The organism is Kutzneria sp. 744 (genome assembly GCF_000568255.1).
In the GTDB taxonomy this organism is placed as follows: Bacteria; Actinomycetota; Actinomycetes; order Mycobacteriales; family Pseudonocardiaceae; genus Kutzneria.
Window position 1 is genome coordinate 3,532,344 of record NZ_KK037166.1, and the last position, 12,860, is coordinate 3,545,203.

A 12,860-nucleotide genomic window follows, 5' to 3' on the forward strand; every position below is an offset into this window, starting at 1 on the left:
TAGCTGACGTGTTCTGCCGGCGAACCGGGATGCCAGGGGTCGGGGGATGCAGGGAAGGACGCCTTACCCGCGTTGAACGAGGGTAAGGCGTCCTTCCCTGCGTCAGCGGATCGCGGCCGTTCAGGCAGTCCGGTTGGACCGGGTGGTCGTGCGGCGGGTGCACTCTGCGCCGTTCGGCGTAGCGTCGAGGACGAGCGGCACCCGACCCCCGCGCTCGGTCGGGTGTCGCCGACACAATCCGTTGCGGGGCAAGCCAAGTCTGCACCTAGGGACATTGCCGGCGACGGCCCGGGCGGCCAGGATCCCCGGCATGTCCCTGAAATCCTGGGCCGTTGCCACGGCGACGGTCGCCATGGTGGCCCTGGCCGCGCCGGCCGCGGCGGCGGTGTCCACAATCGACGGCAGCTACGCGTTCAACGGGAACGGGTGGGCCGGCACGCTGACGGTGAGCAACTCAGCCACCGGCTCGCCGGCGATCACCATGCACTACAACGAGTTAGGCCGCGACGAGCGGCTGTCCGGCAGCTGGTCGACGTCCACCCACACGCTGACCATCACGCGGCCGCTGGCCTGGAACGACCGCCAGACGTACACGCTCTACCTGGGCGACCACAAGGCGAACTCGCCGGTGTTCGGCGGGTTCTTCACGCAGTCCGATGTGCCCGGTCAGCGCTACGGCGTGTACGCCAAGGACTATCTGCCGCTGGGCACGCCCCGGCTGCAGGCGTTCAAGGCCAATGACACGCTGCCGGACGACCTGGTGGGCTACTACGGCTTCAACGGCAACGGGTGGACCGGCACGATGAGCGTTCAGTTCACCCAGTGCCGGGTCCCGGAGATCAACCTGTGGTACGACGAGCTCGGCCGCACGGAGCCGATCGCCCAGCGCACCTGGGATCCGGCCACGCACACGCTGACGTTCGTGCGGCCGCTCAGCTTCGGCGGCGTCACGCAGACCTACACGCTCTACTTCGCCAACCGCCTGCAGAGCACCAAGATGTTCGGCGGCTACTTCACGGAGTCGGACGTGCCGGGCCAGCGCTTCGCCGCCTTCGCCTGGATCCAGCCGGGCGGCGTCGGCTGCTAGTGACAGTCCTCAGTGGACGGTAGCGTGCCGTCCGCCAGGTAGGTGTCGATCGCGCCCGCGGCGCACGGCGCGTTGTCCAGGGCGCCGTGGCCGTCCACGGGCGCGATCACCACGTGCGATCCGGCGATCCGGGCACCGAGATCGGCGGCCCAGGCCGACGGGTTGATGGGATCGTCGGCCGTCGCCGTGACGAGCACGGGCGAGGCCGGAAAGACGTGGCCCGGCAGCCGATCGGCCAGCGCCGGACCGAAGGGCCAGCCGGTGCACGACTGCAAGGCGTCCCACTGCAAGGAAACGCCGCCGGTGTGCGGGGCCGCCGCGCGGACCTGACGGGCGAGGGCCGCGAGCCGCCCCGGATCGCTCGGGTGGTCCGTGCACGTCTGGGCGCGACTGGCCGTGTAGTCGGGTTCGGTGTAGGTCAGGGCGACGTAGGGCGCGAAATCGCTGGCGTTGCCGTCGTGAAGTGCCTGCGCGAGGCCCGGCCATGCGAACGGATAGCCGAGCAGGAACTGACCGACGGCGATACGCACCTCGTCGCCGGTCAGGCCCGGCACGCCCCGTATCCCCAATTCATCGAGCACGGCGCCCATGTCCTGGCCGGCCACCGGGCACTGCTCGGGCGTCTGGTCGCACCAGGCGGCGAACCGGTTGAATGCGGCCTCCTCGGCGCGGGCCGTGTCGAGCACCCGTTGCGCGGCCGGCAGGAACGGGTCGACCGCGGTGTCCAGCGCCATCCGGCCGGTGTGGGCCGGGTGGCGGGCAGCGTAGACGACGCCCAGTTCGGCACCGGTCGCCTGGCCCAGGAAGTCCAGCCTCGGCGCACCGAGCGCCATGCGCACGGCTTCGAGGTCGTCGGCCTGCTCGGCGAGGCCGCTGTGGGCGATCAGCGGACCGGTGGCGGCGGCGCAGCGCAGATACACCGACGCCCCGTGCCGCGTGATCTGCTCGGTATCCGTTGGCGTGGCGGGGAACTCTGGCACAGCCGGGTCGTGCGCGGACAGTGGGCAGCGCACCGGCGTGCTCGCGCCGAGGCCACGCGGATCGACCAGCACGATGTCGTGGGTGCGGTGCGTCTGCGGCAGCCGGGCCAGGTAGTGGTCGCCGTGCTGGAGGAAGAAGTCGATCTGGCTGCCGCCGTAGCCGTCCGTCTCCTGCGAGTCGGCGAACACCGGCCCCTGTGAGGCCTCCGTGGCGGGAATCCGCAGCAGCGCGAGCGTCACGCCGCGGGTGACGAGGCTGGCGCACTCCGCGTGGTACTTCGCGGCCTGGGGCCGCGGGCACGGCGACCAGCCCATCTCCGGCGCTGCCGACGCCGGCACAGGTGCCGTGACCAGCATCAACGCAGCCGCGACAGCAGTTATCACGCTTCGCATCACACCCCCATAATGTTTGATGATCAAACATTATACTGGCACGCATGCTCGCTCGGGACGACATCATCGCCGGACTCGGCGCGGCCATGGCCGACCTCCAGGCCGCCATCGACGCCGACCACCAGGCGCTGGCCGACCGCCTCGGCGTGCACCGCACCGACCTGCGCTGCCTGGACCTGGTGTTCCGGCACGGGCCGCTGCCCGCCGGCCGGCTGGCCCGCATGCTCGGGCTGACCCCCGGCTCCGTGACCGCCCTGGTCGACCGGCTGGTCAAGGCCGACTACGTGCGCCGGATGCCCGACCCGACGCACGGCCGGCGGGTGCTGATCGTGCCCACCGACCGGGCCGCCCGCACCGTGACCGAGCTACTCGGGGCGCGGCTGGCCGAGGCCCATGCCGAAGTCGCGGACTTCAGCGACACGGAACTCGACGCCATCGTCCGGTTCCTGCGCTCGGCGGCCGATCGGCACGAACGGTCCGCCGCCCAGCTCCGCGGACAGAGCTGACCTACTACCCCAACAACTCGGCGAACCGCTCCGGGCTGATGTTGCCACCGGAGAGGATCACGCCCACACGCCCGGAAAAGCCGCCGTGCAGCACGGCGGCCAGCGAGGTCGCGCCGCTGGGTTCGAGCACGATCTTCAAGCGCTCGAAGGCGAAGCGCATGGCGGCGCGGATCTCGTCCTCGGTGACGAGCACGACGTCGTCGACCAGCTTCTGGTTCACGGAGAAGGTCAGCTCGCCGGGAGTCTCGGCGGCCTGGCCGTCGGCGATGGTGCGGGGCACCGGGATCGACACCCGGTGCCCGGCGGCCAGCGACAGCTGGGTGTCGTTGCCGAGCTCGGGTTCCACGCCCACCACCCGAATCCGGCGGTCCAGTCCCTTGGCCGCGGTGGCGCTGCCGGCCAGCAGCCCGCCCCCGCCGATCGGCACCACGATGGTGTCGAAGGAACCGGACTCCTCGATCAGCTCCAGCGCGGCGGTGCCCTGCCCGGCCATCACGTGCGGGTGCTCGTACGGCGGGATCAGCGCCAGGCCCCGCTCCTCGGCCAGCGCAATGCCTATGGCCACACGGTTTCCGGTGTACCGGTCGTAGGTGACGATCTCGGCGCCGTAACCGGCGGTGGCGTCCATTTTGGACTGCGGGGTGTCCTCCGGCATCACGATCACCGCGCGGCTGCCGAACTCCCGGGCGGCCAGCGCGACGGCCTGGGCGTGGTTGCCGGACGAATAAGCGGCGATGCCCCGTGCCAGCTGCTCCGGCGACAGCCGGGACACGGCGTTGTAGGCGCCGCGGAACTTGAACGCCCCGATGCGCTGGAAAGTTCTCGCACTTGAGGAAGATCTCGGCGCCGGCCCGCCCGTCGAGAGTGCGGGAGCGCAGCACCGGCGTGCGGTGCGCGACGCCCTTCAGACGGGCGGCTGCTTCCTGGACATCGTCAAGGGTGAGCATGCTCCGACACTATCCGCCGGATCGTGTGCAGCCGACGCTCCGTGACCTCCGCCATATCGGCCCTGGCCTTGGCCAGCACCGACGGCGGCGCGGTGTCCGGAGTCCCGGCATTGAACGGCGGCTCGGGCGCGTACTGCATGTACAGCTGAAGTCCTTGCGCCACCTCGTCTCCGCACAGCCGGGCGGCCAGCGTCAACGCGCCGTCGATCCCGGAGGTCACGCCGGCGGCGAAGATCCAGTCGCCGTCCACGACGACCCGCTCGTCGACGGCCTCGGCCCCGAACTCCGGGAGAAGGTGCAGCGAGGCCCAGTGCGTGGTCGCGCGCCGCCCGGCCAGCAGCCCGGCCGCCCCGAGCTGCAGCGCCCCCGTGCACACGGACAGCACCACGTTGCCCGACTGCTTTCGCAGCCAGGCAAGGACTTCCTCGTTCTCCATCAGCACGTCCACGCCCCGCCCGCCGGGCACGTGCAGCACATCCAGCGCCGGCGCGTCGCCGATGGCCGCGTCCGGCACGATCGTGAGGCCCCGAACGTCCCGCACCGGCTGCCCGGTGATGCCGTAGACGCGGTGGTGCCCGCCCGGCAGGCGGGACAGCACCTCGAACGGACCGGTGAAGTCGATCTGGTCCATGTCGTCGAAAACCAGCGAACCGATGTTCATGACCCCAGCCTCACCGTGTCGGACGGCGAGAACGAGTGGCAGGACTGCCCTACTTCGCTAGGATTCTGCCATGCACCGGATCGTCGCCCTGGCCCTGCCGGACGTGGTCGCCTTCGACCTGTCCGTGCCGGCGCAGATCTTCGGGCACCGCGACGAGCGGGACCGCTACGACTTCACGGTCTGCTCCGAACACCCCGGCCCGGTGCCGACGACCACCGGCTTCAGCATCGAGGCCACGGCCGGCCTTGAGGCCCTGACCAGCGCGGACACGGTCATCGTGCCGGGCTTCTTCCCCCTCGACGCCCCACCCGAGCCGGTGCTCAACGCCCTCCGCGGCACCAGGGCCCGCATGGTGTCCGTGTGCACGGGCGCGTTCGCGCTGGCGGCGGCCGGCCTACTCGACGGCCGCACGGCCACCACCCACTGGCGCGACGCCAACGAGCTGAGCCAACGGTTCCCGGAGATCGACGTGCGGCCCGACGTGCTGTACGTCGACGAGGGCGAGGTACTGACCAGTGCCGGCGTCGCGGCCGCGATCGACCTCTGCCTGCACCTCTACCGCATCGATCACGGCGCCGACCACGCCGCCCGGGTCGCACGCCGCATGGTCGTCGCCCCGCACCGGTCCGGTGGCCAGGCCCAGTTCGTCGACCGGCCGATTCCCGAGGGCACGGGTCTGGCCCAGACCTGCGCGTGGGTCGTCGAACGCCTGCACGAACCGACCACTGTGGACGATATGGCCCGGCATGCCGGTTATGCGCCAAGGACTTTCGCGCGGCACTTCCGCGCCGAGACCAGTATGACGCCGTTGCGCTGGCTCACCGCGCAGCGCCTGCTGGAGGCCCGCCGGCTGTTGGAGGCGACCGGGATGAGCGTCGACGAGGTCGCCCGCCGCTGCGGCCTCGGCACCGCCGCCAACCTGCGGCTGCACCTGGCCCGCGAGGCCGCGACCACGCCGACCGCGTACCGCACCGCTTTCCGTGGCAGCACAATTCGCTGACAGGTTCCTCACAATCGCCTGCGACAGTGGCGGACATGAAGCTCGCGCTCTACGCCGGAGCCGCCCTGGCCGCGATCACGCTGGCCGCCTGCGGCTCGGAACCTCAGTCGCCCCAGGTGGCCTCGCTGGCCACGACCGACGCGCCCAGGACCAGCGCACCGTCCACTTCGGACGACTCGCAGCGACCGCAGCTGCGCATGGACAGCTCCGACGAGGACGTCAACGCGGCCTGGCGAGGCTACAACGTCTGCCTCAAGGACAACGGGCACCGCATGCTGACCGGCCGGGGCGACGCCCACTCCGGGCCGGCCGACGCCAACGGCCGCACCGACGGCAACAGCCCCGACATGAACGACGACAGCCCGGCCTCGGTCAACGCCCGCAAGGCGTGCAAGAACAAGCTGCCGCTGCAGCCGCCGGAGCTGGATCAGTCGAGGAATCCTCACTATCTCGATCAGTACCACGTGTACATGACCTGCCTGACCAGCCACGGCCTCATGGTGCACGCCACCGACCCGCTCGGCTCCGGCTGGACCTACGACGACGGCGTGACGCAGAAGCTCACCTCCGACCAGCAGACGAAGGTCGAGCACGAGTGCTCGCTGTCCTCATTCAAGCTGGGCTAGGTTCTCGCCGACGCCGTCCTCCAGCAGCCCCAGATCCTGCGCCGCGGCCAGGGCCGCCGCCTTGCTGTGCACGCCGAGCTTGCGGAACAGGCTGCTCTGGAGGTTTTCCACCGTGCGAACGGAGATCCCCAGCAGCCGGGCAGTCTGCTTGGCCGAGTGCCCGCGGCCGATGGACGCGATGATCTCCTGCTCGCGCCGGGTCAGCGACAGCTGCCAGCGCCACCACGTGCGGTCCGCCCCACGCGTGTTGCCCAGCAGCGAACGGGAATGGGCCGCGTCCACCATCAGGTAGCCCTGGCTGGCCGCCCGCACGGCCGGCACGATCAGGCCGTCCACCCGCGCGGCCGGCAGCACCGCAACGCCCTCGGCAAGCGCTTTCATGGCATGCTGCAACGGAAGTTGCCGGCTGGCGACCACCACCGGCACCGAGCGGCTGACCACGACCGCCTGCCAGTCCTCGGGTTCCGGGTCGATCAGCACCGTGGCCACGCCCTGCTCGTCCGCGTCGACCACGGGAATGTCGTGCTCGCCGAGGATGCGTCGCACCCGGTCGGCGATCAGGCAGCCGGCCGTGCGCCCGGTGACGCACACCCGCAGCAGGTCCCGCAGCTGGCCGCTCTTCTGCCGGGGCAGCTCGATCACCGAGGCCATCAGCCCGAGCCGAGTGGCGCTCGCGGCGGCGTGGGCCTGGTTGTGCACGTCCAGCTTGGCGAAGATGCGCTGCTTGTGGTGCTCCACGGTGTGCAGGCTGATGCCGAGCTCGTAGGCCACCTGGCGCGGCGCGTAGCCGGCGCTGATCAAGTACAGCACCTCCAGCTCGCGAGTGGTCAGGGCCTGCCGGCTTCCCTTGTCCAGCCGCGTTATCTCCACCGCGGCCGACGGCACCTTGATCGCCGCGACGAGCGCGTCGAGGCCCCGGGTGTAGGACACCAGCGCGCTGATGCCGGACTCGTAGGCGCGGATCACGTAGGCCGCGGGCAGCACCTCGTGCACGCCGACCATGCGCAGCCGGCGCCCGGGTTCCAGCAGCAGCGACACCAGCCGCTCGTTGCTCCACCGGGGCGTGTCGGCCTCGAACACGGCCACCTCGGGCCGGCACAGGTGGCACAGCTGCGCCAGTTCGGGGGCCGACGCCACCGTGCCGGCCAGGGCGATGCCCGGCTCGCGGGTCAGGTGGGTCGCCAGCAGTTCCCTGACCAGCCGGTTCTGATGCTGGAGGACGACGTTCACCTGGGGATGTGCGAGCATTGCCGATTTCTCCCTCCGCCGCCCCCGACGAGGTAACCGCAGAAAACACCCAGGAGCGGTGCCGGTCAATACGACCAAAAGCACCATCCCGGCGGGCGTACAGACCAACCTCGAGAACCCGCAGTCATCGGATGAAATCGATTGCAACGGGTACCTCTTCGTGTGGCCCTCCACTATTTCCGAGAAAGGGGGTTGCATCTGTGGCACGGTGGCGGCGTCAACAAGAACCCACTAGACGGCGGCCGAGTATGGCAGCGGCACGTGCAGGCGGCAACAATTGGCCCGTCAATTACCTAGGTATTCGTTCACGGCGGCGGCCGGCATTCGTGGCGGCGATGGTTCGATCGGCGCACGGCGCGCCTGCCAACGGTGCAGCCGGCGCTCCGCGGCGTCAACCGCGTACTAGGGAGAACACGCCATACCGGGCCGGACCACTGCGGACCTAACATTCGGACACCAACCTGCTGGGGGTGGCGATGGGCCTGCTCGCATCGACACGTTTCCACTGGACGCTGCCGGCCGACGGCGATCCGGCGGAGTTCTGCCATGCGGCGCAGGACGGCGGCATGGACCAGGTGCTGCTGCCGTCGGCATTCCATCGGCCGGATCCGATCGCACTCGCCGCACATCTGGCCGGCGCCGTCAAGAACATCGGATTCATGATCTGCCCACGCACCGACATGCAGTCGCCGACGCACCTCGTGCGACAGGTGAACACGCTCTCGTCGGTGACCGACGATCGGGTGAGCGTGCTCGGGGCCTGTCCTTACGACAACGATTTCCGTGCGCATGACGAGTTCTGGACGGTGTGCGACGCGTTGTGGCGGGATCGCCGAATTCCCGTCAAACGGGATCGGCCCGAACTGTATTTCAGCGGTAGTTCGGGCGCGGCGTCCGACCTCGCGGTCCGGCACGGCGACGTGCTGCTGCTCCTCGGCCCCGCGCCCGATGTGGTCGCCGGGCGCGGGAGCCGCGTGCGCGCCGCCGGCCGCGAGGTCGGGCTGCTGTTCTCCGTGGTGTGCCGGCGAAATCGGGCCGAGGCGGTCGACGCCGCCCACGCGCTGACCGAGATCGCCGGCGATAACGTCTACGCGGTCAGGGAACGCTTCCGGCGGCTGACCGCCGAGGCGGTGGCGCTGACCGGCGGCTGGTGCGCCTCGCCGCCCGAGAACGCCGATCACTGGCCGCGGCCCTACCTGTGGACCGGGGCCATGCCGTTCCTCGGCCCGCTGGGCCTGGCGCTGGTCGGCACGCCCGACGAGCTGGCCGGAGCGGTCCTCGACTACCGGCGGGCCGGCGTCACGCACATCCTCGGCCACGGCGACGGGATGGAGCTGTTCGCGCAGGAGGTCCTGCCGCGGGTGCGTGACCGCGAGCGGTGAGTTCGGCCGTTTCGCCGGTGCGGTCCGGATGTGCCCGGTACGGTGGAGATCGTTTGGCGATGACGTGCATGGGGCCGGCGTCGCCGGGCAGTCCATCGTTTCGAGCACTGGAGCGAATGTTGAAGCGACTTCCCATCGCCGCCCTGGCCGCGTTCGCGGCGATCACCGCCATGGCCCCCGCGGCGTCGGCACAGATCGGCCCGCTGCACGTGGTCGCCATGGGCGACTCGTACGCCTCGGGCACCGGCGCCGGCGACTACCAGGCCGGCACCGAGGGCAACTGCTGGCGTAGCAACAACTCCTACTCCGAGCAGATCGTCGCCCGGGTCCGGGCCCGTGGCCAGAGCGTGCAGTTCACCAACGTGACGTGCAGCGGCGCGGCCACCTCCGACCTGTACAAGGACTTTCTCGGCCAGGGGCCGCAGCTGGACGCGCTGCAGGTCGACACCAACGTGGTGCTGCTGACCATCGGCACCAACGACATCGGCTACGCGGCGTACGGCGGGCTGTGCATCCAGGGCGACTGCTCGGGCGCGCCGACCCAGGCCATCACCGCGAAGCTGCCGGACATGGCCACCAACGTGAGCCGGCTGTTCAAGGACATCCACGCCCGCAGCCCGCACGCGAAGATCGTGCTGTCGGCCTACGGCAGCCAGCTCAGCCCCGACGCCAACGCCGCCGGCAAGCTGGACCCGATCTGCGACGACACGGTGTTCAGCGCGCAGGAGCGGACCGAGGGCAACGCCGTGGCCAGCCAGCTGGACAAGACGTTGCGGGACACCGTTTCCCGGGCCCGGGCCTACGGCGTCGACACGGCGTTCGTCAGCGAGTACGCCGCCGATTCCGTGCACCTCAACAGCGCCTTCGCCGGGCACTCGCTGTGCCAGGCGGGCACGCCGTTCTACCGCGGCTTCGACGCGCTGGCGCCCGGCCAGGAAGGCCCGGACGCCGTGCTGCACCTGAACAAGGACGGCCAGACCGCGCTGGCCGACCTGATCGTGGCCCAGGTCTGAGTCAGTCATGCCGGCTCGCCCTCGGGACCTCACAGGTCACCGAGGGCGAGCCGTCGCGGTGGGACCGCACCCTCCCCGACCGGTCCCCGGGCATTCCCTCCTTCGATGCCGAGCGGGCCGATCTGTTGAGCAGGGCCCTGACCGAGTGGGACGGCCGGCCGTTCGCCGGCACGGACAGAGAGTGGCTGGACAGGCAGCGCACACAGCTGGAAGCGGAGCTGTTGGCGGCCCGGCTGGACCATCTGGAGGTTCGGTTGCGGGGCGGCGAGCCCGCCGGGACCCTGGCCGAGCTGACGGCGCTGCTTGGCGAACACCCGCTGGCCGAACTGACGGCGCTGCTCATCCTTGCCCTGTACCGAAGTGGCCGCCAGGCCGGTGCCCTGCGCGAGTACGACCGGGTGCGGCGGCACCTCGCCGACGAGAACGCGCTGGACCGGCTGTCCACCACGGTCACCGTGCTGCACGGTCCGGGCGGGATCGGCTGCCCGGTCTGGTGACCGCGCATGGGGCCCGCGCGCTGGCCGTGGACGTGCTCACCGAGGAAGAGTCCCGCGAGCTGCTGACCGGTCGCACGGGTTCGGCGGAACCCGAGGCGGAATCCGAGGCGGTGGCCGATCTGCTGGCCCGATGCGGCGGTTTTCCGTTGGCGCCCTGCAACGGGTTTCACTGATCCAGCAGGACGTGCCCGACCGCTGGCGGCTGCACGGCCTGATCGGCCTGTACGCCGCCGACCAGGCCGGCTCGGACGACGAGGCGCTCCGCCGGTTGGTCTCCTATTACGTGCGCTCGGCCTGCTGCGCCGATCAACTCCTGGACCCGCACCGACAGCCGATCGATGTCGATCCGCATCCGTTGCCGTACAAGGCCGCCGCGCTCGGATGGTTCGCCGCCGAGCACGCGTGTCTGCTCGCCGCGCAGCAGCTGGCCGTCCGGCGCGGCTGGCACCTGGACGTGTGGCGGCTGGCCTGGGCGTTGACGACTTTCCACCGCCGGCAGGGACATCTGTCGACGAACCTGGAGTGTTGGCTGCTCGCGCTCGACGCCGCCGACCGGGTCGACGACGACCGGCCGGCGCTCGCGCACGCCGTCCGATCGCTTGAGCTGTACCGGGATCTGGACGAGCCGGAGTGGCAGGCGACCGCGCTCAACCACCCTGGACAGCCTCGGCCGTCTCAGCGTCGGCGGCGACGCGGTGCGGCACTTCGAGCAGGCATTGGCCCTGTACAGGGATCTCGGCAACACCCACGACGAGGCCGACGTCCTGGACCGGTTGGCGCAGTTGCGTGACAGTGACCGCGTGCGGCGTGAACTTGGATCGTTCGGCCGATAATTCGTGATCGCACGGCCGATGCCGGCGGCGCTTTACCCGGGCAGCATGGCCGTATGCACGTACTCGACGTCGACGGCACAGACATCCAGGGCGAGGGCGCCCGGCTGCGGGACACCGGTTCCGCCGTGCCGGTGGGGCTACCCGGCGGCGTGCGGGCGTGGGCCGTGCCACGCATGGAGACGTTGAAGGCGTTGCTGCTGGATCCCCGTGTCTCCAAGGATCCCGAGCTGCACTGGGCGGCGTGGCGAGCCGGGGAGATCGCCGCCGACTGGCCGCTGCGGATCTGGGTGTCGGTGCGGAACATGTTCACCGCCTACGGCAAGGACCATCAGCGGTTCCGATCCCTTGTCGCGTCCGGCTTCACGGCGCGGCGGACCGCCGAGCTGCGGCCGTGGATCGAGCGGGTCACCGAAGGCCTGCTGGACGAGCTCGCCGCCCACGGCCCGGCCGTGGATCTCCGGGCCCTGTACGCCTACCGCCTGCCGGTCGAGGTGATCTGCCAGCTTTTCGGCGTGGCCAGGGAAAAGCGGGACGACCTGCGGCTTGTGGTCGACTCCGTCTTCGACACCACCCGCAGCCCGGCCGAGGCCGCCGCCAGCGCCGAGGACATGTACCGCATCTTCACGGAGTTGGCCGCCGACAAGCGTTCCCACCCCGGCGACGATCTCACCACCGCCATCATCCAGGCCTCGTCCGACCGCTACGCGCCGCTGACCGACGCCGAGGTCGTGGACACCCTCATCCTGCTGTTGACCGCCGGCCACGAGACCACCGTCAACCTCATCGACCAGGCCGTCACCGCGCTGCTCACCCATCCCGATCAGCTGGCGCTGGTGCTTGGCGGGCAACGGTCCTGGGCCGATGTCGTCGAGGAAACCCTGCGCTGGCAGGCTCCCGTGCCCTATCTGCCGCTGCGTTACGCCGTGGAGGACATCGACCTCGGCGACGTCGTCATTCCCCGCGGTGAGGCCATTCTCGCCGCCTACGCCGCCGCCGGCCGCGATGCCGCCGTTTTCGGCTCCACCGCTGACGATTTCGACCTCGCCCGTGACATCAAGCAGCACGTCTCCTTCGGCCACGGCGTGCACCACTGCCTCGGCGCCCCGCTGGCCCGCATGGAGGCCACCATCGCCCTGGAGGCGTTGTTCACGCGCTACCCGGGCCTGCACCTGGCCGTGCCAGGGGACGAGCTGCTCCCGATGCGCTCGTTCCTGTCCAACGGGCACCGGGAGCTGCCGGCGCTGCTGGGCTAGGCGCTCGTCCAGAAGTTCCGCAAGAAAGCCGCAAGGTCCCCGGTCCAGTGTCTGACCGGGGACTTCGGGAATCGACGACGGCCCCCCCTCCGTGACGCTTCTTTCGAGATGGGGGTTCGTGATGCCGGTTGTGTCACCTGATCGACCGTTCCTGAGAGGTTCGTGGCGCACTCGATTGGCGGTCGGGTTGGCGGCCGCCTGTCTGGTGGTGACGGCGCTGCCCCAGGTGGCGATGGCGTCGCCGCCGACGCCGAACTTTCCGGCGGCCATCGACGACTACGCCACCTATGACGGCCAGGACCAGTGTCTGCCCATCCAGAAGGGCACGGTCGGGCTGGGGACCTGCTGAACCGGGCGTACGGCAAGCACGACTCGTCCATTGCCCGCGCGTGCGACTCAGGCGACACGAGTGAGCACAAGGAGGGCCGCGCCCT

Annotated in this window: 14 protein-coding genes and 1 pseudogene; 11 read left to right on the top strand and 4 right to left on the bottom strand. The window is 70.4% G+C overall.

Annotated elements, in window-relative coordinates; translation table 11 throughout:
* Window positions 1-310 precede the first annotated feature (310 nt).
* Window positions 311-1,087 (top strand): hypothetical protein, encoded by a 777-nt coding sequence (locus tag KUTG_RS15760; RefSeq protein ID WP_043717674.1) that lies wholly within the window; start codon window positions 311-313, stop codon window positions 1,085-1,087.
* Here the strand turns inward: KUTG_RS15760 and KUTG_RS15765 are convergent.
* Window positions 1,084-2,460, bottom strand: a complete 1,377-nt coding sequence (locus KUTG_RS15765; RefSeq protein ID WP_084579361.1) for an alpha/beta hydrolase — start codon at window positions 2,458-2,460, stop codon at window positions 1,084-1,086. The genes KUTG_RS15760 and KUTG_RS15765 overlap by 4 nt on opposite strands.
* A 44-nt stretch (window positions 2,461-2,504) precedes the next feature.
* On the opposite strand from KUTG_RS15765, the gene KUTG_RS15770 reads away from it, so the two are divergent.
* A complete protein-coding gene (locus KUTG_RS15770; protein WP_043717678.1) occupies window positions 2,505-2,966 on the top strand; it encodes a MarR family winged helix-turn-helix transcriptional regulator in 462 nt (153 codons plus the stop codon).
* A gap of 4 nt (window positions 2,967-2,970) precedes the next feature.
* Here KUTG_RS15770 and KUTG_RS15775 read toward each other — a convergent pair.
* Together KUTG_RS15775 and KUTG_RS15780 are read right to left on the bottom strand one after the other, a co-directional pair.
* Window positions 2,971-3,913: pseudogene (locus KUTG_RS15775) on the bottom strand (pyridoxal-phosphate dependent enzyme).
* On the bottom strand, window positions 3,900-4,574 hold the full coding sequence (locus KUTG_RS15780; RefSeq protein ID WP_043717680.1) for a DJ-1/PfpI family protein: 675 nt from the start codon (window positions 4,572-4,574) through the stop codon (window positions 3,900-3,902). Before KUTG_RS15780 ends, KUTG_RS15775 begins: the two are co-directional and overlap by 14 nt.
* A 70-nt stretch (window positions 4,575-4,644) precedes the next feature.
* Here KUTG_RS15780 and KUTG_RS15785 point away from each other — a divergent pair, with 70 nt between their 5' ends.
* A complete protein-coding gene (locus KUTG_RS15785) occupies window positions 4,645-5,574 on the top strand; it encodes a helix-turn-helix domain-containing protein (protein WP_043717682.1) in 930 nt (309 codons plus the stop codon).
* A 35-nt stretch (window positions 5,575-5,609) separates the two neighbouring features.
* Window positions 5,610-6,200, top strand: coding sequence for a hypothetical protein (locus KUTG_RS15790; RefSeq protein WP_043717685.1), 591 nt, complete (start codon window positions 5,610-5,612; stop codon window positions 6,198-6,200).
* On the opposite strand, the gene KUTG_RS15795 is transcribed toward KUTG_RS15790, so the two are convergent.
* Entirely contained in the window at window positions 6,183-7,448 is a 1,266-nt protein-coding gene (locus KUTG_RS15795) for a helix-turn-helix domain-containing protein (protein ID WP_043717688.1), read from the bottom strand. The two genes, KUTG_RS15790 and KUTG_RS15795, sit on opposite strands and share 18 nt — an antisense overlap.
* Before the next feature lie 476 nt (window positions 7,449-7,924).
* Here KUTG_RS15795 and KUTG_RS15800 point away from each other — a divergent pair, with 476 nt between their 5' ends.
* From KUTG_RS15800 to KUTG_RS58480, 7 genes are all read left to right on the top strand, one after another.
* Complete coding sequence (locus KUTG_RS15800) at window positions 7,925-8,830, top strand: LLM class flavin-dependent oxidoreductase (RefSeq protein ID WP_043717690.1); 906 nt, start codon at window positions 7,925-7,927, stop codon at window positions 8,828-8,830.
* Between the two features lie 119 nt (window positions 8,831-8,949).
* Window positions 8,950-9,843 (top strand): SGNH/GDSL hydrolase family protein, encoded by an 894-nt coding sequence (locus KUTG_RS15805; RefSeq protein WP_198047185.1) that lies wholly within the window; start codon window positions 8,950-8,952, stop codon window positions 9,841-9,843.
* Window positions 9,844-9,935: 92 nt separating this feature from the next.
* A complete protein-coding gene (locus tag KUTG_RS61295) occupies window positions 9,936-10,340 on the top strand; it encodes an AfsR/SARP family transcriptional regulator (protein ID WP_304413685.1) in 405 nt (134 codons plus the stop codon).
* Entirely contained in the window at window positions 10,337-10,513 is a 177-nt protein-coding gene (locus KUTG_RS58475) for a hypothetical protein (protein ID WP_157494560.1), read from the top strand. Before KUTG_RS61295 ends, KUTG_RS58475 begins: the two co-directional genes overlap by 4 nt.
* Window positions 10,471-11,130 carry a hypothetical protein gene (locus KUTG_RS15815; RefSeq protein WP_157494561.1) on the top strand — a complete coding sequence of 220 codons (660 nt, stop codon included), beginning with the start codon at window positions 10,471-10,473 and terminating at the stop codon, window positions 11,128-11,130. The genes KUTG_RS58475 and KUTG_RS15815 overlap by 43 nt, the downstream gene beginning before the upstream one ends.
* Window positions 11,131-11,226: 96 nt before the next feature.
* The gene (locus tag KUTG_RS15820; RefSeq protein WP_043717700.1) at window positions 11,227-12,426 is read left to right on the top strand and encodes a cytochrome P450 family protein; all 1,200 of its coding nucleotides are present in this window, start codon (window positions 11,227-11,229) and stop codon (window positions 12,424-12,426) included.
* A gap of 175 nt (window positions 12,427-12,601) precedes the next feature.
* Window positions 12,602-12,775: a hypothetical protein gene (locus tag KUTG_RS58480; RefSeq protein ID WP_157494562.1), complete on the top strand. Its 174-nt coding sequence runs from the start codon at window positions 12,602-12,604 to the stop codon at window positions 12,773-12,775.
* Window positions 12,776-12,860: the final 85 nt, after the last annotated feature.